We start from the raw sequence: 22,392 nt of genomic DNA, 5'->3' as shown, positions 1-22,392 counted from the left end.
AGCCTGCCATGACCGCAACACACCGCGGCGCGCAGGCAGATGCCTCCGCGCCCGTCGGCGCCTTGCCGCCCGAAGCCGCAGCAAAGCGCGTGGCCTGGCTGCGCGACGAGCTCGACCGCCACAATCACCAGTATTACGTGCTCGACGCGCCGACCATTCCCGATGCGGAATACGACGCGCTCTTCAGCGAACTGCAGGCCCTTGAGCTTGAACATCCCGAGCTGCAGACGCCGGACTCGCCCACGCAGCGCGTGGGCGGCGAGCCGCTGTCGGCCTTTGACTCGGTGCGCCACCGCGTGCCGATGCTGTCGCTCAACAACGGCTTCGCCGACGAAGACGTGCTGAACTTCGACCGCCGCTGCGCGCAGGGCCTGGGCCGCACCGCGCCCGCCGCCGGCGAGCAGGACCTGTTCAGCGCCGCCGATGCGGTCGAGTATGCCTGCGAGCTGAAGTTCGACGGCCTGGCCATGTCGCTGCGCTACGAGGACGGCCGGCTGGTGCAGGCCGCCACCCGCGGCGATGGCGAGACCGGCGAGGACGTCACCGTCAACGTGCGCACCATCAAGGCGATCCCGCTGAAGCTGCGCGGCCAGGCGCCCGCGGTGCTGGAAGTGCGCGGCGAGGTCTTCATGTTCCGCCGCGACTTCGACAAGCTCAACGAGCGCCAGGCCGAGGCCGGCGAGAAGACCTTCGTCAACCCGCGCAACGCCGCCGCGGGCAGCCTGCGCCAGCTCGATCCGCGCATCACCGCCAGGCGCCCGCTGTCATTCTTTGCCTACGGCCTGGGTGAGCTGCAGGGCGTGGAGCGTCCGCCCACCCACAGCGCCATGCTCGACGGCTTTGCCGCGCTGGGCCTGCCCGTGTGCAAGGACCGCGAGGTGGTGAAGGGCGCGCAGGGGCTGCTGGACTTCTATCGCGATATCGGCCAGCGCCGCGACGCGCTGCCGTATGACATCGACGGCGTGGTCTACAAGGTCAATGCGCTGGCCGACCAGGAGCGCCTGGGCTTTGTCTCGCGCGCACCGCGCTTTGCGCTGGCGCACAAGTTCCCGGCGCAGGAAATGACCACCATCGTCGAGGACATCGAGGTGCAGGTCGGCCGCACCGGCGCGATCACGCCGGTGGCGCGGCTCAAGCCCGTCTTCGTCGGCGGCGTGACCGTGACCAACGCCACGCTGCACAACGAGGACGAGATCCGCCGCAAGGACGTGCATATCGGCGACACCGTGATCGTGCGCCGCGCCGGCGACGTGATCCCGGAGGTGGTCGGCGTGGTGACCGAGCGCCGCCCGGCCGACGCACGCGCCTTCGTGATGCCGACCGCCTGCCCGGTGTGCGGCTCGCATATCGAGAAGCTCGAGGACGAAGCCATCGCCCGCTGCACCGGCGGCCTGATCTGCGCGGCACAGCGCAAGCAGTCGCTGCTGCATTTCGCGCAGCGGCGCGCCATGGATATCGAAGGCCTGGGCGACAAGCTGGTCGAACAACTGGTCGACCAGGGCATCGTGCGCACGCCGGCTGATCTGTTCAAGCTGGGCGTGGCCAAGCTGGCTGCGCTGGAGCGCATGGCCGACAAGTCGGCGGCCAACCTGGTGGCGGCGATCGACACGTCGCGCGAGACCACCATGAACCGCTTTATCTTCGCACTCGGCATCCGACATGTGGGTGAAGCCACCGCCAAGGACCTGGCCAAGCATTTCGGCAAGATGGATGCGCTGATGGCGGCTGATGAAGCGGCGCTGCTGGAGGTGAACGACGTCGGCCCGGTGGTGGCGCAGTCGATCGCGCACTTCTTTGCCGAGCCGCACAACGTCGAGGTCATCGAACAACTGCGCGCCGCGGGCGTACACTGGACGGAAAGCGAGCCGGCGGCCAAGGCCCCGGCGCCGCTGTCGGGCAAGACTTTCGTGCTGACCGGCACGCTGCCCACCCTGTCGCGCGAAGATGCCAAGGAGCTGCTGGAAGCCGCCGGCGCCAAAGTGGCGGGTTCGGTATCGAAGAAGACCGACTACGTCGTCGCGGGCGCTGAAGCCGGCAGCAAGCTCGACAAGGCCGAGGCGCTGGGCGTGCCGGTGCTGGACGAGGCCGGCATGCTGGCGCTGCTGGCAGAAGCCGGCGCCGCGCCGGCACAGGACTAACTCCGGGGAAACAACCATGATCCGCGAGATTCTCAAGATGGGCGATCCGCGCCTGCTGCAGGTGGCGCGTCCGGTGGAGCGCTTCAATACGCCGGAGCTGCGCACGCTGATCGAAGACATGTTCGACACCATGGACCACGCCAACGGCGCCGGCCTTGCCGCCCCGCAGATCGGCGTAGACCTGCAGGCGGTGATCTTCGGCTTCGACCGCAATCCGCGTTACCCGGACGCCCCCACCGTGCCCAAGACGGTGCTGATCAACCCGGTGCTGGAAATGCACTCCGACGAAATGGAGGACGGCTGGGAAGGCTGCCTGTCCGTCCCCGGCCTGCGCGGCGTGGTGCCGCGCCACCTGCGGCTGAAGTACAGCGGCTACGACCTGATGGGCAACCACATCGAGCGCGTGGCTGAGGGCTTCCATGCGCGCGTGGTGCAGCATGAGTGCGACCACTTGCTGGGGATCCTGTATCCGATGCGGATCAAGGACTTCAGGCAGTTTGGGTTTACCGAGGTGTTGTTTCCGGATTTGCCGCCGAATAGTGACGATTGAAGGCTGCCGCAGCAGCGGAAATGAAACGGGCCGGTTCAGCGAACCGGCCCGTTTCATTTTGGCCTCTATAAACCACCTGGGTGCGATTTTCAATCATATTTGATAAGCCCAGGATATAGGCATTTCCTGAATTTCTTTGGGAAATTTCTATTGACTGCAATAGATTGCGATATTTGACGAAGGGGGATTCCGGCCCTAACCCGACGTTTGAAACCCCGAAACGCGGCCAAGCCAGAGGTGGCGCGCCTTTGCGCCATTTCTATCGCTTCATTTGTTCCCATGTAAATAATCTATTTTTGACGACATTTGCCTTGATTCTTAGGGTTGAGTGCCTATGATTTAACCCATGTATATCGAGACCGTCCCCAATCGGAACTCCCCGCCCGCGATCCTCCTGCGTGAGGGATATCGTGAGGGCGGCAAGGTCGTCAAACGCACCCTCGCCAATCTGTCCCACTGGGATCCGCAACTCATCGAACACTTGCGCATCCTGCTCAAGGGCGGCATCGCCGTGGAGTCACCCCAGGCGATGATGAACATCGAGCGGTCACTGCCGCATGGCCATGTGGCCGCCGTGCTGGGCATCGCCCGGCGCTGCGGCCTGGCCAAGCTGATTGACGCGGCGCCTGCCCCGGTGCGCTCACTGGTGCTGGCCCTGGTGGTGGCGCGCGTGCTGGCGCCAGGCTCCAAGCTGGCCACCTGGCGCATGTTGCAGCCCGAGTGCGCCACCCATTCGCTGTCGCAGGTGCTGGGACTGGGCGCGTTCGAAGTCGAGCGGCTCTACGCCGCGCTGGACTGGCTCGGCGCGGCGCAGCCGCGCATCGAGCGCAGCCTCGCCCGCCAGCATCTGAGTGAAGGCGTTCTGGTGCTCTATGACCTCACCTCGACCTGGGTCACCGGCCGGCACTGCGCGCTGGCCCGCTATGGTTATTCGCGCGACGGCAAACGCGATGACCCGCAGATCGTGTATGGCTTGCTGTGCGCCGCCGATGGCTGTCCGGTGGCGGTCGAGGTGTTTGCCGGCAACACCGCCGATCCGGCCACGCTGGCGGCGCAGATCAGCAAGCTCAAGGAGCGCTTTGGCCTGTCACAGGTGGTCTGGGTGGGCGATCGCGGCATGATTACCGCCGCGCGCATCGAGCAGGTGCTGCGCCCGGCCGGCATGGGCTGGATCACCGCGCTGCGTTCGCCGCAGATTGCCGAGCTGATCGAGGAGCGCGGCCCCTGGCAGCCTTCGCTGTTCGATGAGCGCGGCCTAATCGCAGTGGATAGCGCGCGCTATCCGGGTGAGCGGCTGCTGGTCTGCCGCAACCCGGCGTTGGCCGAGGAGCGCACCAGAAAGCGCGCCGAGCTGCTGGCGGCCACCGAGGTGGAGCTGGCCGCGATCGAGCAGGCTACCGAACGCCCCCGTAATCGCCTGCGCGGCCAGGACAAGATTGGCTTGCGCGTGGGTCGGGTGATCGAGCGCTATCGGATGGCCAAGCACTTTGACCTGAACATCACCGAGACGGGTTTTACCTTCACCCGCAAGCAAGAGCAGATCGATGCCGAGGCCGCGCTCGATGGGCTCTACGTCCTGCGCACCAACGTGCCGAGTGAGCGGCTCTCCGACACCCAGACGGTGCTGGCCTACAAGAGCCTGGCGCAAGTCGAGCGGGCCTTCCGCTCGATGAAGACGGTCGATTTGCAGGTACGTCCGATCTATCACTTCAGCGAGTCACGCGTGCGCGCACACGTGTTTCTGTGCATGCTGGCTTACTACGTCGAATGGCATCTGCGCGCAGCGCTCAAGCCGCTGCTCCATGACGATGAGGAGCTGGCGACGCTGCGCGATCAGCGCGCCAATCCGGTCATGCCGACGCCGCGCTCGGAAGGGGCCGACGCCAAAGCCGCGCGCCACCGCACCGACGATGACCTGCCCGTGCACAGCTTGCAGACGCTGCTGCAGGACCTCGCCACGCTGACCTATAACATCACCTCCACCTCGGTCAATCCCCAGGCCAAGATCGTCATCACGACCCGTCCCACGCCGCTGCAGCGCAAAGCCTTTGCGCTGCTCGGCATCGACCCCGCCTGTTCCCAGTAGCCAGCCCCTGCCGCTTGAAAATCTCCCGGCGTTTCAATGGGTTAGTTTGGTCACTGATTCAAACTTAGGCCTAACGGATAGCGGTTACCGTGCGGCGCGAAGGGCATGGTCGCGAGAGAGTTGTCGTTCCGCATCACACCCAATTGCGCTGACAATGGGGTGAACAATGGCGGATCTGGTAGAAGGAATCGAAATTTGCGGTAGAGCTACTCGAGGGCGTATTGTGGCGCCGATGAATTTCATCGGCGTGGCAGTCTGCAAATTGGCAACCATTGTCCATCGTCCCGCTGAATCATGATCATCAGCCCTCCCTTCCTGCCGGCCGATGGCCTCACATCGGAGAACCCAGTCAGCTCCGATCCGATGATGGATTTCGTTGACCAGTACGAACTGGGCCATCACGGCGTCTATCCGATTGCGTTTGACCGGCGCTGGCATTGTGGCGCACATCTCGCGCCGTCGTTTCAGAACGAACCCGTGCGCGCGATTGCTGACGGGGAGGTTGTTGCCTATCGGGTCAGCCAGTGGCCCATTGGTGATGGGAAAAAGAATAGCGACGGCAGCGACAGCCTGAACTCGAACACCGGCTTTGTGCTGCTCAGGCATACCACCGACACCGGAGAAGACCGGACCATCACCTTCTATTCGCTGTACATGCAGCTACGTGACCTTGACGGCATTCGAGAGGCACTCGGACCATTGTCGAGCAATCCACCCGAGACAGGAACGTCCACCATCCTGCCGAAATGGTTGTCCTGTTCGACCGACGGCGTGCAAGTGCCCAAGAATCTGAAGGTCTATCGCAAGGACATGTTGGGCTACGCAGGTGTGCGCCACGCTCATCGGCACCTGCATTTCGAGATCTTCATGACCGAGGGTGACTTCACCGCATGGTTCGAGCAGTCGGGCCACGCCGTGCAACTCGGAAACAAGAATCCCACTACGCCAGTGTCAAAGGATTATTGGGGTCATAGTTACTTTGTGATCCCGGGTGGCCAGACATTCGTCAGCACACCACCGCTTGCGACAGGCGCAGCAGCAGCCTATTTCCCATCACTACAGTCGGGCACGCTGGATACCGGCAGCAAGCTGTACGTTGAAGCCTATTTCCACAAGGGGCAACGTTACACGCGCTCCTGGGTTGAAAAGGACGGAACCCTCACGCCTCTGACTCCCGCGCCTGTACGGGATGCCTACGCCGACTACGAGTACAAGATGTACGAGCGGGCCACCGCACTCTATCCGCAATGCCCAAGCGATGGCTACGAGCTGCTCCGGTTCGGCCGGATCCTGAACGACCACCCAACGCTGCCGGCAGCTGCCCAAAAGACCTGGGTGGCGGTGACCTTCGAGACGGGCGAGCAGGGCTATATCGACATCAGCCAGCCGGTAATCCAGAAGCTGTCCGACGCGGACTTCCCGTTCTTTATGGGCTGGCAGAAGATCGAAGAGGGCAATACGCCATTCAGTGAGCATGGTATTTGTGATTGCGACGAGTTGCGCAAGATTGTTGCCGTGGTCGAGGACGATGAAACCCCTGCCGAAAGAATGTGCCCCGCCCATGAACAGGAAGCCAGGCTGGCGTCATACATAGCAAACCACGCAGAGGTGCGGGAGAGGTTCCGGGGCTTCGTCTGCCATGCGCCAAGCGAGTGGGATGCGAGCGGCAACGAGGCGCGTTACAAGAGGCTGAAGGACCCGGATGGCTTCTTCGGGAAGCGCAAGGAATTTGATCCAAATGGGTATGACAATTTCATCAAGTTCCTGGAGGAGTTTCAGTTTCTGGAGAAGACTCCGCTAGGAGGTGGTAAGAAGTTTTGGTTCTTTCATCCGCTTGCCTTTATTCGACATTTCAGGAGATGCGGATGGTTTGCCAAGAATGATCTCAAGAAGATCTACGATGAGAAAAACTATATTTCGGTTGGGAAGGCGGGTGCTGAGTATAAGGAGCGCTATAGGCATTCAATAAATCTCATCTTGCGAAAATATTCATTGAATACCAAAATCAGGTCGTCCCATTTTTTTGGACAATGCGCGATAGAATCATTTTACATGATGATTGTGCGTGAGAGCTCCATGGCGATTGCCAAAGCTGTCAAAACTAACCATGCATCCATAGCGACGGAGACGGAAGGATATCTAAAATCTCCGCCTGCGGCACCATCGGATATTGCATATTTTCTTACGAAGGTATGACTGTACTTGGTAACACTGATTCCGGGGATGGCGTGAAGTTTAGGGGAAGGGGTTTCAAGTAGCTCACGGGAAAATATAACTATTCTCAATACTGGCTATTCCGAGGGTGGCTGGACGGAAAGTCCTATGATCATAAATGGTTTGAGAATAAAAAAACCTGGCCCCGTAATAGATCATCCGGAGATCGCTGGCAACGACCCCTTCACTTGTGTCGATACTGCCGGTTTCTACTGCGCATATAGAAATGTAGCAAAAGCGGCTGATGCGGGGGTAAATGAGTTGGCCTCCCGCGCCGTATCAAGAATTGTGAACCCGTATGACGCAAAAAGTCGCCCCTTACGATGGGAGGAGACCAAGAAGGCGTATGGGATACTAGGGGACTCGAAATGACGCGTCTCGTTGCTGCAATCCTCTTTCTTTGTTTCGGGCTTGCGCAAGCCGCGCCCTCCATCGTATCGTGTGATGGTCTATACGTGGCCAAAGTTGATGGCGCAGGGGTATTGGTAATCGATCGCAGCTCGCGACGTTTCGTTTCGAGGCGAATGGATCATAACGTCTCGGGCGGGGTGTTTAGTCTTGATAACTCGCTATTGATTTTGTTCGGCGCACCAATAGCTATTGATCCGAACGTCCCTCAGGTGACTCGTCTTTCAATTATCAGGATAAAACGGCGTCCCTTAGTCATTATGCGGCAGTTGTATGGTGGCGGGGTTTATGATGCTTCATTCAGCTTGGATCAGAATTTCGTTTCCGTAGAAAATCAATTTGGAGTTGATGTATTGGATCTGGCTCACAAGGCATCAAAAATGTTGACCCCGGGAGACAAAGTTGGTTTCTCGACGCAAGAGTGCCCTGTTCGATGAAAAGTGAAGGGCGCGCTCAGGCATGCAAGAATTTAATCCTTGGTCTCTGCATAACAGGTTTTGCGGCCGCACAATCCATTAGTATCGCCGCAGCGCGGGACCCCAATCAGGATTTGACCGAGCGGACAATGGCGACGGCAGAACACGTTCTCGGTCCATGTCGCTTCAGCATCGCGAGCATGTTTGGTGGGGAGTTTCGGGTGCCTCGCCCTGATAGCTCGCCACCACAACAGGGGGCGTACTACCTTCCCATAACCGGTCCGATGGCCTTTCTGGCTGGTGGCTTCGGCGTATTCTGTGTAGATGCCACCGAAGAACGGATTACTTCCGCCCTGAACGCGAAGTACGTTGGTGGTCACTGGCAGAGGTACGGGCCGGTTAACGGCCCCGAGTTTGTTCCATTCGAGAAGCTGGCGAACGTTCGGACAGTCCCGTTGAAGGGGGCAAACTGGACCGGGATGGCATACACCGAGGATGACACGACCGGTGACGAGCGGCGCCGGGCTCGCGTTTTCCACTTCTGCCTGATCCATAATGCCCGCGCGTTGTGTGGAAACACGCCGGTTAAATGGCTGGCAGATCGCAAGACGCGCAGTGATCTTGACCGGATCCAGGCGATTCTGGAGTCTGTCCGGTTTCTCGACAGCCCGACGCCGACTGGTGCCAGCGCTGAATCCGGCGCAACAACCCTCGGCAGATGAAACAGGAGTCGCGAGGCATGGCCCATTCGAGTTCGGCGCTTGCCGTGCCCCGTTCGGGCAATTCGGCGCCACAGCAGCGGTAAACCAAAAAGGGCGGCCACTCCGGCCGCCCTCCACATCAAAACTTCTCAAACTGCCCCAGGAACCGCCATTTACCCGGCGGCAGATCCCCCAGCACCACGCGTCCCATACGCACGCGCTTGAGGCCCACCACCTGCAGCCCGACCTGTTCGCACATCCGACGGATCTGGCGCTTGCGGCCTTCGCGCAGCACGAAGCGCAGTTGCTCCTCGTTCTGCCAGCTCACCTTGGCCGGCTTGAGCGGCACGCCGTCCAGCGACAGGCCGTGGCGCAGCAGTTCGAGATCGTCGGCCGGGAATTCCGCGCTGATGTTGCGCTCGACTGGGCCCTGCGGCGAGTGCCAGACCACGCGCACCAGATATTCCTTCTCGACGGTCGAATCTTCGCCGATCAGCGCGCGGGCGACGCGGCCGTCCTGCGTCAGCACCAGCAGGCCGGTCGAGTCGATATCGAGGCGGCCGGCGGGTGCCAGGCTCTTGCGTTGCCACGGGGCAAAGCGCTTGCGCGTGGGGTCGTCTTCCCACTGGTTCTCGGCGGTGAACAGCACCGCGGCCGGCTCGTAGCCGTCTTCGGCCTGGCCGGAGACGTAGCCCACGGGCTTGTTCATCAGCACCGTGACGCGCTCGCCTTGTTCGGAGCGCGCTTCCTGCATGATCTCGATTTCGGCGTCCGGGCGGATGCGGCTGCCGAGTTCGGTCACGGGCTTGCCGTCGACCAGCACCCAGCCGTGCGGGATCCATTCGTCAGCCTCGCGGCGCGAGCACAGGCCCAGTTCGGACATGCGCTTGGACAGGCGCACCAGGCCGTCGTCGTGGCTGGACTCGGCGCGGGCGGGCGCGGGCCTTTCCTGGCGCGCCGCCGGTGCCTGCTGGCGTGCCGGGCCGGCGGAGCGGGTGCGGTCGGCGGCGTCGCTGAAACGACGTGCCGGAGCGGTGCCTTCGCGGCGGCGCTCGCCCGAGGGCGCGGGGCGCGGGCGCTTGTCGTCGTCGCCATAGCGGCGCGGGCGGGCGTCGCCACCTTCGAAACGGCGCGGACGGTTGTCGTCGTCGCCAAAACGGCGTGGCGGGCGTGCATCGCCGCCCTCGAAACGGCGCGGACGTGCTTCGCCGCGATCGTCGCCAGTGCGGCGCGGGCGGTTGTCGTCGTCGCCGAAGCGGCGCGGCGGGCGCGATTCACTGCCTTCGAAGCGGCGCGGGCGTGCCTCGCCGCGATCGTCGCCAGTGCGGCGGGGACGGTTGTCGTCGTCGCCGAAGCGGCGCGGCGGGCGCGATTCACTGCCTTCGAAGCGGCGCGGGCGTGCCTCGCCGCGATCGTCGCCAGTGCGGCGGGGACGGTTGTCGTCGTCGCCAAAGCGGCGCGGCGGACGTGATTCGCCGCCTTCGAAGCGGCGTGGACGTGCTTCGCCGCGATCGTCACCAGTGCGGCGGGGACGGTTGTCGTCGTCGCCAATGCGGCGCGGCGGACGCGATTCGCCGCCTTCAAAGCGGCGCGGACGTGCTTCGCCGCGATCGTCGCCAGTGCGGCGGGGACGGTTGTCGTCGTCGCCGAAGCGGCGCGGACGCGCCTCGCCACCTTCCGGGCGGCGCGGCCGGGCCTGGCGTTCGCCGTCAGCAGGGCGCGGCGCGCGGGGCTTGCGCGGCTCGCCTGCGCCGGCCTGCGCTTCGCCCTGGGCCGGACGGCCGCCGGACTTGCCGCCCGAGCGCTGCTGGGCGCGCTTGATGCCTTCGGAGACGGCCTGCACGCGCTTGCGGTTCAGGTCGGACACGCGCACGGGGCGGGTGCCAGTCTTGCGCGCGGCCGTGCCGGTGTCGCTGGCGGCCTTGATGCCTAGCGTCTTGCGCTTCGGCGAATTGCTGTCGGTCATATGTTGATGCTGCCCGCCCGCCTCAGATGGCGAGGGCGGCGAGCAAGTCCTGTTCAAGCTGAATCTGCAATCGGTTGTCGGCGGCCAGGCGGCTGCCGTCGACCAGGAACACGTCTTCGACGCGTTCGCCCAGGGTGTTGATGCGTGCCGTGTGCACGGACACGCGATGCCGTGCCAGTACGCGGGCGATGGCGTACAGCAGGCCGGTGCGGTCGTTGGCGGACAGCGACAGCAGGTAATACTGGCCGCGCTCGTCCGGGCGCAGGTCCACGCGCGGCTTGATCGGGAAGCTGCGCGACTGGCGCGACAGCCGTCCCTGCGTGGGCTCGGGCAGGGCGCCCTGCTGATGCAGCCGGTCGCACAGTTCGTGCTCGACCAGCGCGATGATGTCGCGGTAGTTGCCGCCGTCGCCGGCCATGCCCGGGTCGGTGACCTGGAACGTGTCCAGCGCGTAGCCATGCCGTGTGGTGTGGATCTTGGCGTCCTGGATCGAGAACGCCTTGCGCTCGAAGTAGCCGCAGATGCGCGCGAACAGGTCGGGCTGGTCCTTGACGTAGACCGCCACCTGCAGGCCTTCGCCGGCGGGGGAGACGCGCGCCTTGACCACCGGCGTGGGGCTGTCGACCTTGTTGTACAGGTGACGCGTGAGCCAGGCGATATCGTGCGAATCGTGGCGCAGGAAGAAGGCCACGTCGAGCTGCGCCCACAAGGACTTGCCCAGCGCCGGGTCGAAGGCTTTCAGGCGCAGTTCGGAGATGGTGTCCTCCTTGCGCTGCGACCACAGCGAATGCGAGTCCACGCGCGCGCCGCCCAGCACGCGCAGCGTGATGTGGTACAGGTCTTCCAGCAGCTTGCCCTTCCAGGCATTCCACACCTTGGGGCTGGTGCCGCGGATATCGGCCACGGTCAGCAGGTAGAGCGCGGTCAGGTAGCGTTCATTGCCGACCACGCGCGCGAAGGCGTGGACCACTTCGGGGTCGGTCAGGTCCTGCTTCTGCGCCACGTGGCTCATGGTGAGATGGTTCTCGACCAGCCAGCAGATCAGGTCGGCGTCCTCGCGCGCAATGCCGTGCTGTCTGCAGAAGCGGCGCGCATCGACGGTGCCGAGCTTCGAATGGTCGCCGCCGCGGCCTTTGGCGATGTCATGGAACAGCGCCGCCACCGACAGCACCCACGGCTTGTCGAAGCTGGCCATCAGCTGGCTGCAGAACGGGAACTCGTGGGTGTGCTCGACGATGGCGAAGCGGCGCATGTTGCGCACCACCATCAGGATGTGCTGGTCCACGGTGTAGACGTGGAACAGGTCGTGCTGCATCTGGCCGACGATGTGCCGGAAGTTGATCAGGTAGCGGCCCAGCACGCTGGTCTGGTTCATCAGGCGCAGCGCGTGGGTGATGCCCTGGGGCTCCTGCACGATCGCCAGGAACAGGCGCCGGTTCTCGGGATCTTTGCGCCAGTTCGCGTTCATCACCGTGCGCGCGTTGTAGAGCCCGCGCAGCGTGCGCGGCGACAGGCCCTTCACGCCGGGGGTGCGCTCGTACAGCAGGAAGGTTTCCAGGATGGCGTGGGGATCGCGCTCGTACACGTCGTCGCTGGTAATTTCCAGCATGCCCTGGCGCTCGACGAAGCGCTCGTTGAGCACGCGCGTCACCTGCGACTCGCTCGGGAACAGCATCGCCTCGATATTGAGCAGCAGCACGCTGTTGAGCTGCGTGACCGCCTTGGCGGCCCAGTAGTACCGGCGCATCAGCTGTTCGCTGGCGCGCTTGTTGGCGTTCTGCCGGTAGCCGAAGGATTCGGCCAGCGCGGTCTGCAGGTCGAACACCAGCACGTCCTGGCGGCGCCCGGCCACCAGGTGCAGGCGCGCGCGAATGGTCTTCAGCAGGCGCTCGTTGCGGGCCAGTTCCTGGGCTTCGCGGCGCGTGAGCAGGTCCTTCTCGAACAATTCTTTCCAGCTGTCGCCCAGGCCAGCGGCCTTGGTCATCCACAGGATCACCTGCAGGTCGCGCAGGCCGCCGGGGCTTTCCTTGCAGTTGGGCTCGAGCGAGTAGGGCGTGTCCTGGTACTTGGCGTGGCGCTGGCGCATTTCCAGCAGCTTGGCCTGGAAGAAGGCGGCCGGGTCCAGGTCGGCCTGGTAGCGAGTGCGCAGCGCTTCGAACAGCTTGCGGTTGCCGGTCAGCAGCCGCGCTTCCAGCAGGGAGGTCTGGATGGTGACGTCCTGGCGCGATTCGCGCACGCAATCGTCCACCGTGCGCACGGCTGAGCCGATCTCCAGGCCCAGGTCCCAGCACAGGCTGATAAAGCGTTCCAGCCGGCTGGCGGTGTCACGGTCGGGTTCGGCGGGCAGCAATAGCAGCACGTCGACGTCCGAATACGGGAACAGTTCGCCGCGGCCGTAGCCGCCCACCGCCACCAGTGCCGCCCCCGCTGGCATTTCCAGCCCGCGCCACGCCTCGACCAACGCGGCGTCGACCGCGCGGCGCAGCCGCGTGATCAGCGTGCCGACGTTGGCACTCGCGTTGAAGTCGGCAAACAGCGCCTGCTTGTCGGCTTTGAGCTTGTCGCGCACGCGCGCGGCCAGCAGCAGTTCCGGCGTGGTGTCCATGGAGGTAGCGGAAAGGTTCGTGGGCACGGCTGGAAAAAGAAGGGCGCCCGGTCAGGCGCCCCCTGGCTTCAGTGCGGCTTCAGGCCGCCACGGAATCGGTGATGAAGGCCGGCGGGGCCGGCGTGCCGGCGGACACTGTCAGCACTTCGAAGCCGGTCTCGGTGACCAGCACCGTATGCTCCCACTGCGCCGACAGGCTGCGGTCGCGGGTCTTCACCGTCCACTGGTCGGGCATGGTGCGGATATCGCGCTTGCCGGCGTTGATCATCGGCTCCACCGTGAAGATCATGCCGGCCTTGATCTCGGCGCCGGTGCCCGGGCGGCCATAGTGCAGGATCTGCGGATCTTCGTGGAAGTTCTTGCCGATGCCGTGGCCGCAGTACTCGCGCACCACGCTGTAGCCGGCGGCTTCGGCGTGCACCTGGATGGCATGGCCGATGTCGCCCAGGCGGGCGCCGTTGCGAACCTGGGCGATGCCCTTCCACATGCATTCATACGTCACCTGCGCCAGGCGCTTGGCCAGGATCGAGCCCTCGCCGGCGATGAACATGCGGCTGGTGTCGCCGTAGTAACCTTCCTTGGTGATAACGGTGATGTCCAGGTTGATGGCATCGCCGCTCTTGAGCACGCGCTCGCCCGGGATGCCGTGGCAGATCACGTCGTTGACGGAGGTGCAGATCGCGCCGGGGAAGGGCGGGTAGCCCGGCGGCGCATAGTTCAGGGGCGCCGGCACGGTGCCTTGCACGTCACGCATATAGGCGTGGCACAGGCGGTCCAGTTCGCCGGTGGTGACGCCCGGCTGCACGAAGGGCGTGATGTAGTCGAGGACTTCGGAGGCAAGGCGGCAAGCCACGCGCATCTGGGCGATGTCTTCGGCGGTGTTCAGGTAAATGCTCATGCTGCGTCGCCAGAAAGTGATGGCGAGGCCACTGGCCGCGCCGGAATCGAAAGATCAATGTGGGATTATCGCACCATCGGGACCAGATCGCAGCTTATGCGGGGCCGCATTCAGCCGGGTTCGCGAGGTGGCGGGGCGCCGCGCGGCCTCAGGGGCGGCTTGAGCGGGCGGCACTTTTGTTGCTACAATAGCGGGCTGTCTGGTTGCGGCGCAGCATTGCATCCACCAGTTCAGGTATTTTGCAGGATTTTTCCTGCGGTTGTTTGAAATCGCTGGCCCGCCTATCCGGGGTGTTCCTTTTCAGGAATGTCGGGGCGGGCTTCAGACCTAACCCTTTGGAGAATTTACATGTCCGTTACCATGCGCGAAATGCTGGAAGCCGGTTGCCACTTTGGCCACCAGACCCGCTTCTGGAACCCGAAGATGGCCCCCTTCATCTTCGGCCATCGCAACAAGATTCACATCATCAACCTCGAAAAGACGTTGCCGATGTTTCAGGACGCAATGAAGTACGTGCGTCAGCTGGCAGCCAATCGCGGCACCATCCTTTTCGTGGGCACCAAGCGCCAGTCGCGCGAAATCCTGGCTGAAGAAGCTGGCCGCGCCGGTATGCCCTACGTCGACGCCCGCTGGCTCGGCGGCATGCTGACCAACTTCAAGACGGTCAAGATCTCGATCAAGCGCCTGAAGGACATGGAAGCCGCCAAGGAAGCCGGCGCGCTGGAAACCATGAGCAAGAAGGAAGCGCTGATGTTCGAGCGCGAGATGCTGAAGCTGGAAAAGTCGATCGGCGGCATCAAGGACATGGGCGGCGTGCCGGACGCGATCTTCGTGGTCGACGTCGGCTACCACAAGATTGCCGTGACCGAAGCCAACAAGCTGGGCGTGCCGGTGATCGGCGTGGTGGATACCAACCACTCGCCGGAAGGCATCGACTACGTGATCCCGGGCAACGACGACTCGAGCAAGGCCGTGGCCCTGTACGTGCGCGGCGTGGCTGACGCGATCCTGGAAGGCCGTGCCAACGCCGTGCAGGAAGTGGTTGAAGCCGCCCGCGGCGACGACGAATTCGTCGAAGTGCAGGAAGGCTGATTGCCCGCCGCCCCGTTGCCGGAAAGGAACCGCTAGCGCGCATCGTCACCAGACAGACAAGCAACGCTTGCCGCCCGACACCACGGGCTGCGCGCAAGGCGAAAGCCGGGGTACGCCGGCAGCCGGCAGGAAGGGCAATAAAAAAGGGGGCACATCTGGCGCCCCCTTTTTTTGAATATTGAATTGTTGTCATCCGCCGCAGGCAGCATCTGCCGCGGGTGTGCTGTAGACCCACCGACCGGGTGCCGCGGGCGACTGACGGCAGCCGGCGCGAACCATTCAAGGAGTGACAAATGGCGGCAATTACCGCAAGCATGGTTGCAGAACTGCGCGCGAAGACCGACGCGCCGATGATGGAATGCAAGAAGGCCCTGACCGAGGCCGACGGCGACCTGAACAAGGCCGAAGAGCTGCTGCGCGTCAAGCTGGGCAACAAGGCCAGCAAGGCCGCATCGCGCGTGACCGCCGAAGGCGTGGTCGCATCGTTCATCGACGGCACCACCGGCGTGCTGGTCGAACTGAACTGCGAGACCGATTTCGTCTCCAAGAACGACGACTTCCTGGCCTTCTCGGCCAAGATTGCTGAACTGATCGCCAAGCAGAACCCGGCTGACGTGGCTGCCCTGGCCGTGCTGGAAATCGACGGCGTAAGCGTTGAAGCCACCCGTACCGCCCTGATCGGCAAGATCGGCGAGAACCTGACGGTCCGCCGCTTTGCCCGCTACGCCAACGGCGGCAAGCTGGTTTCGTACCTGCACGGCACCCGCATCGGCGTGATGGTCGAGTTCGACGGCGACGAAGCCGCCGCCAAGGACGTGGCCATGCACGTGGCCGCCATGAAGCCGGTGTCGCTGTCCGCCGAGCAGGTCCCCGCCGACCTGATCGCCAAGGAGCGCAGCATCGCCGAGCAGAAGGCTGCCGAGTCGGGCAAGCCGGCCGAGATCGTTGCCAAGATGGTCGAGGGTTCGGTGCAGAAGTACCTGAAGGAAGTCTCGCTGTTCAACCAGCCGTTCGTGAAGAACGACAAGCAGACGGTTGAGCAGATGCTGAAGGCGGCCAACACGACCGTGAAGGGCTTCACCCTGTTCGTGGTGGGCGAAGGCATCGAGAAGAAGCAGGACGACTTCGCCGCTGAAGTGGCCGCCCAGGTGGCCGCTGCCCAGAAGGGCTGATGTCCGGGGTGCCGTGGACTGCCCGTTCGGGCTGGTCCAGGCGCCTATAATGCCGCAGGGGCGCCGTAAGGTGCCCCTCTGCATAAGTGGTGGCGCGCGGCGAAAGTCGCGCTGCGCCGCAACAGTCTGTTTTCGTGGTGGTCCAGGCGCAGGCCGGGGCACCACGAAAACCGGCTTTCTTCCGCCGGCGGCGCGATGATCCGTGCCGCCGGTGCCAAAACATACGTCTCAAGATCGTCTCAACCGAGCGATTTGCTCCTGTCCGAGGGTAAATATGCCAGCCTACAAGCGCGTCCTTCTGAAACTGTCCGGTGAAGCCCTGATGGGCGACGATGCCTTCGGCATCAACCGCTCCACCATCGAAGCGATGGTGAACGACATTGCCGAGATCGTGAAGCTCGGCGTGCAGGTGGCGGTGGTCATCGGCGGTGGCAACATCTTCCGTGGCGTCGCGGGCGGCGCCGCCGGCATGGACCGCGCCACTGCCGATTACATGGGCATGCTGGCCACCATGATGAACGCACTGGCGCTGCAGGACGCGATGCGCCATGCCAGTATCGAAGGCCGCGTGCAGTCCGCGCTGCGCATGGACCAGGTGGTCGAACCGTATATCCGCCCGCGCGCGATCCGCCAGCTGGAAGAGGGCAAGGTGGTGATCTTCGCCGCCGGCACCGGCAACCCGTTCTTCACCACCGATACCGCCGCCGCGCTGCGTGGCGCGGAGATCGGGGCCGAGATCGTGCTGAAGGCCACCAAGGTGGACGGCGTGTACACCGCCGACCCGAAGAAGGACCCCAGCGCCACGCGCTACACCACCATCAGCTTCGACGAGGCCATCTCGCGCAACCTGCAGGTGATGGATGCCACCGCCTTCGCGCTGTGCCGCGACCAGAAGCTGCCGATCAAGGTGTTCTCGATCGTCAAGCCGGGTGCGCTCAAGCGGGTGATCCTGGGCGAGGACGAGGGTACCCTGGTGCATGTGTGAGTCCGGGAACGGATACCGCGCCGCAGCGCTGGTATCCGGCCGGGCAAAGAGTAGAATGATTCATTTTCGATCCCCGCCAGGGGGATCATGGTTGGCTGATTTCCGGAGGTAAAAATGAGCGTCGCCGACACAAAGAAGAGCGTCGAGCAGAAAATGCAGAAGTCGATCGAAGCCTTCAAGGCCGATCTGGCGAAGATCCGCACTGGCCGTGCCCACACCGGGCTGCTCGACCATGTCCAGGTGGACTACTACGGCTCGATGGTGCCGATCAGCCAGGTTGCGGCTGTCGGCCTGGCCGATGCGCGTACCATCACGGTGCAGCCCTGGGAAAAGAAGATGGTGGGCGCGGTCGAGAAGGCGATCCGCGACTGCGACCTGGGCCTGAACCCGGCCACCATGGGCGAAGTGATCCGCGTGCCGATGCCTGCACTGACCGAAGAGCGCCGCAAGGAGCTGATCAAGGTCGTCAAGGGCGAGGCTGAAGGCGCCAAGATTGCCGTGCGCAACCTGCGTCGCGATGCCAACGAGCAGTTCAAGAAGCTGGTCAAGGACAAGACCATCTCCGAGGACGACGAGCGCCGCGGCCAGGATGAAGTGCAGAAGCTGACCGACAGGTACGTGGCCGAGATCGACAAGATGGTCGCCGAGAAAGAGAAGGAGATCATGACGGTCTGACCCCGTCCCGGCATAGCCGGGACAGTCAGTGACCGTCTGCCATCATGCAGCACATCAGTTCAACGCTCGACGTCCCCGATACCTCCTACGTGCCCCGCCACGTTGCCATCATCATGGATGGCAACGGCCGCTGGGCGACCCAGCGGCACCTGCCGCGCGTTGCCGGGCATACCCGTGGGCTGGACGCGGTGCGCGCGGTGGTGGAAGCCAGTGCCGCCCGGGGCGTGCAGTACCTGACGCTGTTCGCGTTCAGCTCCGAGAACTGGCGCCGTCCGGCCGACGAGGTCTCGTTCCTGATGCGGCTGTTCATGATGGCCCTGCGGCGCGAAGTGGTGAAGATGCACGCCAACAACATCCGCCTGCGGGTGGTGGGCGACCTGAGCCGCTTCAGCCCGCGCATCCAGAAGCTGATCAGCGATGCCGAGGCGCGCACGGCCGGCAACACCGGCCTGACCGTGACCATCGCCGCCAACTACGGCGGGCGCTGGGACCTGCTGCAGGCGATGCGCAAGATGCTGGCGCGCTCGCCCATGCTGGACCCGGCATCGATCGACGAGTCGATGCTGGCGCCGCACCTGGCAATGGCCTACGCGCCGGAGCCGGACCTGTTCATCCGCACCGGCGGCGAACAGCGCATCAGCAATTTCCTGCTGTGGCAGCTTGCCTATTCCGAGCTGTATTTCACCGACGTTTTCTGGCCGGACTTCGACGCCGCGGAACTCGACAAGGCCTTTGCCTCGTACCGTCATCGCGAACGCCGATTTGGCCGCACCAGCGCGCAGCTGGTCGCTCCGGGACTTTCGGGTACGGCCTGAGCCTGGCTACTCCAACCTCTCACGGGACTGCAGCGCATGCTCCTCACCCGCGTCATCACCGCCCTGTGCCTGTTGCTGCTGATCCTGCCGATCCTGTTCCTGGCGCCACCCGCGGCGCTGGCCGGGCTGGTTGGCGTGATCGTGCTGCTGGGCGGCTGGGAATTCGGCCGCCTGATCGGGCTGCGCGGGCCGTGGCCCTATGTCTATGCGCTGGCCTGCCTGATCGCCGCCATTGCCTGGCATGACGTGCCGCTGCGCCACGCCACGACCTGGCTGCTGGAAGCCGCGGTGGTGTGCTGGGGCGTGGCGGTGGTGCTGCTGGCGCGCGGCGTGCGTACCGCGACGCCGGCGTTTACGGCGCTGGGCGCGGTGCTGGGCCTGGTGATGCTGCCCGCGTTCGCCCATGCCACCATGATCCTGCGCGGCGCCGGCATCGGCGTGCTGCTGACCGCGGCGGTGCTGGTGTGGGCGGCCGATATCGGCGCGTATTTCACCGGCAAGGCCATCGGCCGGCGCAAGCTGGCGCCTGGCATCAGCCCGGGCAAGTCCTGGGAGGGCGCCATCGGCGGCTGGCTGCTGGCGCTGGTGATCGGCCTGGCGCTGGCCGCCACCCATGCCTTTGCACCGACGTGGTTCTCCGTGATGGGCGACCGTGGCGGCCTGGCCTACGTGGCCGTGCTGGCCACGCTGCTGGTCGCGGCGAGCGTGGTCGGCGACCTGTTCGAATCGCTGCTCAAGCGCCAGGTCGGCATGAAGGACAGCAGCCGGCTGCTGCCCGGCCATGGCGGCGTGCTGGACCGTATTGACGCCTTGCTGCCGGTGTTCCCGCTGGCCGCCCTGATGCTAATTTTTCTCTGAAGCCGTCTGCTATGCATCGCATTACCATCCTGGGCGCCACCGGCTCCATCGGCGAAAGCACACTGGACGTGATCAGGCGCCATCCTGACCGCTACGCGGCGCATGCGCTGACCGCCCACCGGCAGGTACGCAAGCTGGCCGACCAGTGCATCGAGTTCCGCCCGGCGCGCGCCGTGGTGGGAACGGCCGAGGCGGCGCGCGAACTGGAAATGCTGCTGCGCGACGCCGGCGTGAAGACCGAGGTCAGCTACGGCGAAGCCGCGCTGGAATCCGTCGCGGCCGATGCGCAGACCGACGCGGTGATGGCCGCCATCGTCGGCGCCGCCGGCCTGCGCCCGACGCTGGCGGCCGCGCGCGCAGGCAAGCGCGTGCTGCTGGCCAACAAGGAAGCGCTGGTGATGTCCGGCCGCATCTTCATGGATGCGGTGCGCGAGCACGGTGCCTCGCTGCTGCCGATCGACAGCGAACACAATGCCATCTTCCAGTGCCTGCCGGCCGACGATCCGCGCTACGGCCGCGGCGTGGCCAAGGTGCTGCTGACCGCGTCGGGCGGGCCGTTCCGCACGCGCGACCCGGCCACGCTGCACGATATCTCCCCCGACCAGGCCTGTGCCCATCCCAACTGGGTTATGGGCCGCAAGATCTCGGTCGACTCGGCCACGATGATGAACAAGGGCCTCGAGGTCATCGAGGCGCACTGGCTGTTCGCCGCTCCCGCCGAGCGCATCGAGGTGCTGATCCACCCGCAGAGCATCGTGCATTCGATGGTGGCCTACACCGACGGCTCGGTGCTGGCACAGCTGGGCAACCCGGACATGCGCACGCCGATTGCCTACGGCCTGGCGTACCCGGAACGGATCGATGCGGGCGTGACGCCGCTTGACCTGACGGTGGCCGGCGGCCTGCACTTCGAGAAGCCGGACCTGGTCCGGTTCCCGTGCCTGGGACTGGCCTTTGACGCGCTGCGTGCCGCAGGCGTGGCGCCCGCGGTGCTCAATGCCGCCAATGAAGTGGCGGTCGAGGCATTCCTGGACGGCCGGGTGCGCTTTACCGACATTGCCGGCATCGTCCGTGAGGTGCTTGAGGGATCACCTGGCGGCTCCGCGGATACGCTTGAAGCCGTGCTGGCGGCCGATTCACGGGCGCGCGAGGCAGCCCGCGCCGGCGTGGCTTCGCGGGCAACGGTCCGCTGATGCGACGGGGCGGCCTGCCGCATCTGCGACAATAGCGGTTACGCCGGCCCCGGTCCCTTCGGACCCCGGGGTGCCAGCCTGCCAGCCCAGCCATCGTTACCGACGTCCCGACGCCTCATGCAAACCGTACTCGCTTTCGTCGTTGCCCTGTGCGTGCTCATTTATGTGCACGAAATGGGGCACTATCTCGCCGCGCGCGCCTGCGGCGTGAAGGTGCTGCGTTTCTCCATCGGCTTCGGACGGCCCCTCTTGCGCTGGATCTCGAAAAGCCGCGACCGGACCGAGTGGACGGTGGCGGCCATTCCGCTGGGTGGCTACGTCAAGATGCTGGACGAGCGCGAGATCGATCCCGAGCGCGACGCGCCGATCGATCCGGCCGAACTGCCGCGTGCCTTCAATCGCCAGCCGGTGGGCAAGCGCTTCGTGATCGTGGCGGCCGGCCCGCTGGCCAATTTTGCGCTGGCGATCGTGCTGTATTTCGCCTTGTTCGCCGGCGGCATGCGCGAGCCGGTGCCGGTGGTGGCCGCGCCCGCGGCCGGCACCATGGCCGCGCAGGCCGGCGTGCGCGAAGGTGACCGGGTGTTGTCGCTGACCGCCAACGGGCACACCGAGGCGGTGCGTTCCTGGAATGACCTGCGCATGGCTGTCTTTGCCGAAGGTTTTGGCGATACGCGCGCGGTGTTGCGCGTGCGCGGCGCCGACGGGGCCGAGCGCGACGTGACGCTGCCGCGCCTGCCCAATACCGGCGGCAATCCGGAACAGGATCCGCTGGCCACGCTCGGCCTGAACCTGAAAGGCGGGCCGGTGACAATTACCGAAGTGCTGCCGGACTCGGCCGCCGAGCGCGCCGGACTGAAGAAGGACGACCGCATCGTGGCCTGGCAGGGCAGCCCGCTCACGCAGGCCGGCGCCCTGATCAAGGCGGTGCGCAGCCAGCCGGGCCAGGCCGTGACACTGGGCATCGAGCGCGACGGCAAGCGCCTGGACGTGCCGGTCACCCTTGATACCGCCGCGCCGCGCGAGGGCGCCAGGGATGCAAGCGGCGCCAGCCCGGCGCCGTCAGGCAAGCTGGGCGCGGCGCTCAGCCAGGCGGTCCAGATGGAAACCGTGCGCTACCGGCCGGACGAGGCGCTGGCACGCGCGGCCGGCCAGGTCTGGGACACCAGCGCGCTGTCGCTCAAGCTGCTGGGCAAGATGCTGGTGGGGCAGGCTTCGCTGCAGAACCTGAGCGGGCCGCTGACCGTGGCGGACTACGCCGGGCGCGCCGCGAACCTTGGCCTGCAGGCCTTTGTCAGCTTCCTGGCCCTGGTCAGCGTAAGCCTTGGCGTACTCAATTTGTTACCCATTCCGGTTCTGGATGGGGGGCATTTGCTGTATTATTGCGTGGAATTTTTGACTGGCCGGCCCGTCCCAGACCACTGGCAGGCAATGCTGCAAAAGGTCGGCATCGCCTGCATCTTGCTCCTGACTTCGCTCGCTTTGTTCAATGACGTCAGCCGAATGTTTCTGGCGAACGGCTAGAAACGCATGTCGGCAAGGGTGCGGTGGTGTCGTCGGACACCGTCGCCAGGGACGCCATTTGCCAGGCGCAGTCCAATGAGGCATCGGAGCGCAATCCTG

General features: G+C 64.6%; 17 protein-coding genes. 14 read left to right on the top strand and 3 right to left on the bottom strand.

Features of this window, described 5'->3' with window-relative positions:
• Nucleotides 1-8: 8 nt before the first annotated feature.
• From ligA to DN412_RS18630, 6 genes are all read left to right on the top strand, one after another.
• Entirely contained in the window at nucleotides 9-2,138 is a 2,130-nt protein-coding gene (gene ligA / locus DN412_RS18650; RefSeq protein ID WP_115212956.1) for an NAD-dependent DNA ligase LigA, read from the top strand.
• Nucleotides 2,139-2,154: 16 nt separating this feature from the next.
• Nucleotides 2,155-2,688 carry a peptide deformylase gene (def, locus tag DN412_RS18645; protein ID WP_078196566.1) on the top strand — a complete coding sequence of 178 codons (534 nt, stop codon included), beginning with the start codon at nucleotides 2,155-2,157 and terminating at the stop codon, nucleotides 2,686-2,688.
• A 346-nt stretch (nucleotides 2,689-3,034) separates the two neighbouring features.
• The gene (locus DN412_RS18640) at nucleotides 3,035-4,774 is read left to right on the top strand and encodes an IS1634 family transposase (protein WP_115212955.1); all 1,740 of its coding nucleotides are present in this window, start codon (nucleotides 3,035-3,037) and stop codon (nucleotides 4,772-4,774) included.
• Between the two features lie 294 nt (nucleotides 4,775-5,068).
• Nucleotides 5,069-6,970, top strand: coding sequence for a hypothetical protein (locus tag DN412_RS18635; RefSeq protein WP_115212954.1), 1,902 nt, complete (start codon nucleotides 5,069-5,071; stop codon nucleotides 6,968-6,970).
• A gap of 386 nt (nucleotides 6,971-7,356) precedes the next feature.
• A complete protein-coding gene (locus DN412_RS43035; RefSeq protein WP_133303060.1) occupies nucleotides 7,357-7,833 on the top strand; it encodes a hypothetical protein in 477 nt (158 codons plus the stop codon).
• Nucleotides 7,830-8,534 (top strand): hypothetical protein, encoded by a 705-nt coding sequence (locus DN412_RS18630; RefSeq protein ID WP_133303059.1) that lies wholly within the window; start codon nucleotides 7,830-7,832, stop codon nucleotides 8,532-8,534. The genes DN412_RS43035 and DN412_RS18630 overlap by 4 nt, the downstream gene beginning before the upstream one ends.
• A gap of 118 nt (nucleotides 8,535-8,652) precedes the next feature.
• Here the strand turns inward: DN412_RS18630 and DN412_RS18625 are convergent, their stop codons facing one another.
• The 3 genes from DN412_RS18625 to map form a co-directional block, all read right to left on the bottom strand.
• Entirely contained in the window at nucleotides 8,653-10,479 is a 1,827-nt protein-coding gene (locus DN412_RS18625) for a pseudouridine synthase (RefSeq protein ID WP_115212952.1), read from the bottom strand.
• Between the two features lie 22 nt (nucleotides 10,480-10,501).
• The gene (locus DN412_RS18620; protein ID WP_115212951.1) at nucleotides 10,502-13,084 is read right to left on the bottom strand and encodes a [protein-PII] uridylyltransferase; all 2,583 of its coding nucleotides are present in this window, start codon (nucleotides 13,082-13,084) and stop codon (nucleotides 10,502-10,504) included.
• Nucleotides 13,085-13,163: 79 nt separating this feature from the next.
• Nucleotides 13,164-13,982 carry a type I methionyl aminopeptidase gene (gene map, locus DN412_RS18615; RefSeq protein ID WP_115212950.1) on the bottom strand — a complete coding sequence of 273 codons (819 nt, stop codon included), beginning with the start codon at nucleotides 13,980-13,982 and terminating at the stop codon, nucleotides 13,164-13,166.
• Nucleotides 13,983-14,330: 348 nt separating this feature from the next.
• Here map and rpsB point away from each other — a divergent pair, with 348 nt between their 5' ends.
• From rpsB to rseP, 8 genes are all read left to right on the top strand, one after another.
• Nucleotides 14,331-15,074 carry a 30S ribosomal protein S2 gene (rpsB, locus tag DN412_RS18610; protein ID WP_078196561.1) on the top strand — a complete coding sequence of 248 codons (744 nt, stop codon included), beginning with the start codon at nucleotides 14,331-14,333 and terminating at the stop codon, nucleotides 15,072-15,074.
• A 293-nt stretch (nucleotides 15,075-15,367) separates the two neighbouring features.
• Nucleotides 15,368-16,246 (top strand): translation elongation factor Ts, encoded by an 879-nt coding sequence (tsf, locus tag DN412_RS18605; protein WP_115212949.1) that lies wholly within the window; start codon nucleotides 15,368-15,370, stop codon nucleotides 16,244-16,246.
• A 274-nt stretch (nucleotides 16,247-16,520) separates the two neighbouring features.
• On the top strand, nucleotides 16,521-17,231 hold the full coding sequence (gene pyrH, locus DN412_RS18600) for a UMP kinase (protein WP_078196559.1): 711 nt from the start codon (nucleotides 16,521-16,523) through the stop codon (nucleotides 17,229-17,231).
• Between the two features lie 114 nt (nucleotides 17,232-17,345).
• Nucleotides 17,346-17,906 (top strand): ribosome recycling factor, encoded by a 561-nt coding sequence (gene frr / locus DN412_RS18595; RefSeq protein WP_115212948.1) that lies wholly within the window; start codon nucleotides 17,346-17,348, stop codon nucleotides 17,904-17,906.
• A 44-nt stretch (nucleotides 17,907-17,950) separates the two neighbouring features.
• Entirely contained in the window at nucleotides 17,951-18,721 is a 771-nt protein-coding gene (locus DN412_RS18590; RefSeq protein WP_115212947.1) for an isoprenyl transferase, read from the top strand.
• Between the two features lie 36 nt (nucleotides 18,722-18,757).
• The gene (locus tag DN412_RS18585; RefSeq protein WP_115212946.1) at nucleotides 18,758-19,579 is read left to right on the top strand and encodes a phosphatidate cytidylyltransferase; all 822 of its coding nucleotides are present in this window, start codon (nucleotides 18,758-18,760) and stop codon (nucleotides 19,577-19,579) included.
• A gap of 11 nt (nucleotides 19,580-19,590) precedes the next feature.
• Complete coding sequence (gene ispC, locus DN412_RS18580) at nucleotides 19,591-20,772, top strand: 1-deoxy-D-xylulose-5-phosphate reductoisomerase (RefSeq protein WP_115212945.1); 1,182 nt, start codon at nucleotides 19,591-19,593, stop codon at nucleotides 20,770-20,772.
• 117 nt (nucleotides 20,773-20,889) lie between these two features.
• Entirely contained in the window at nucleotides 20,890-22,293 is a 1,404-nt protein-coding gene (gene rseP, locus DN412_RS18575) for an RIP metalloprotease RseP (RefSeq protein WP_115212944.1), read from the top strand.
• Nucleotides 22,294-22,392: the final 99 nt, after the last annotated feature.

Origin of the sequence: Cupriavidus lacunae, assembly GCF_003353055.1 — a bacterium.
Lineage (GTDB): Bacteria > Pseudomonadota > Gammaproteobacteria > Burkholderiales > Burkholderiaceae > Cupriavidus > Cupriavidus lacunae.
The sequence above is the reverse complement of the archived record's forward strand: the minus strand, read 5'-3'. Positions and strand labels throughout refer to the sequence as shown.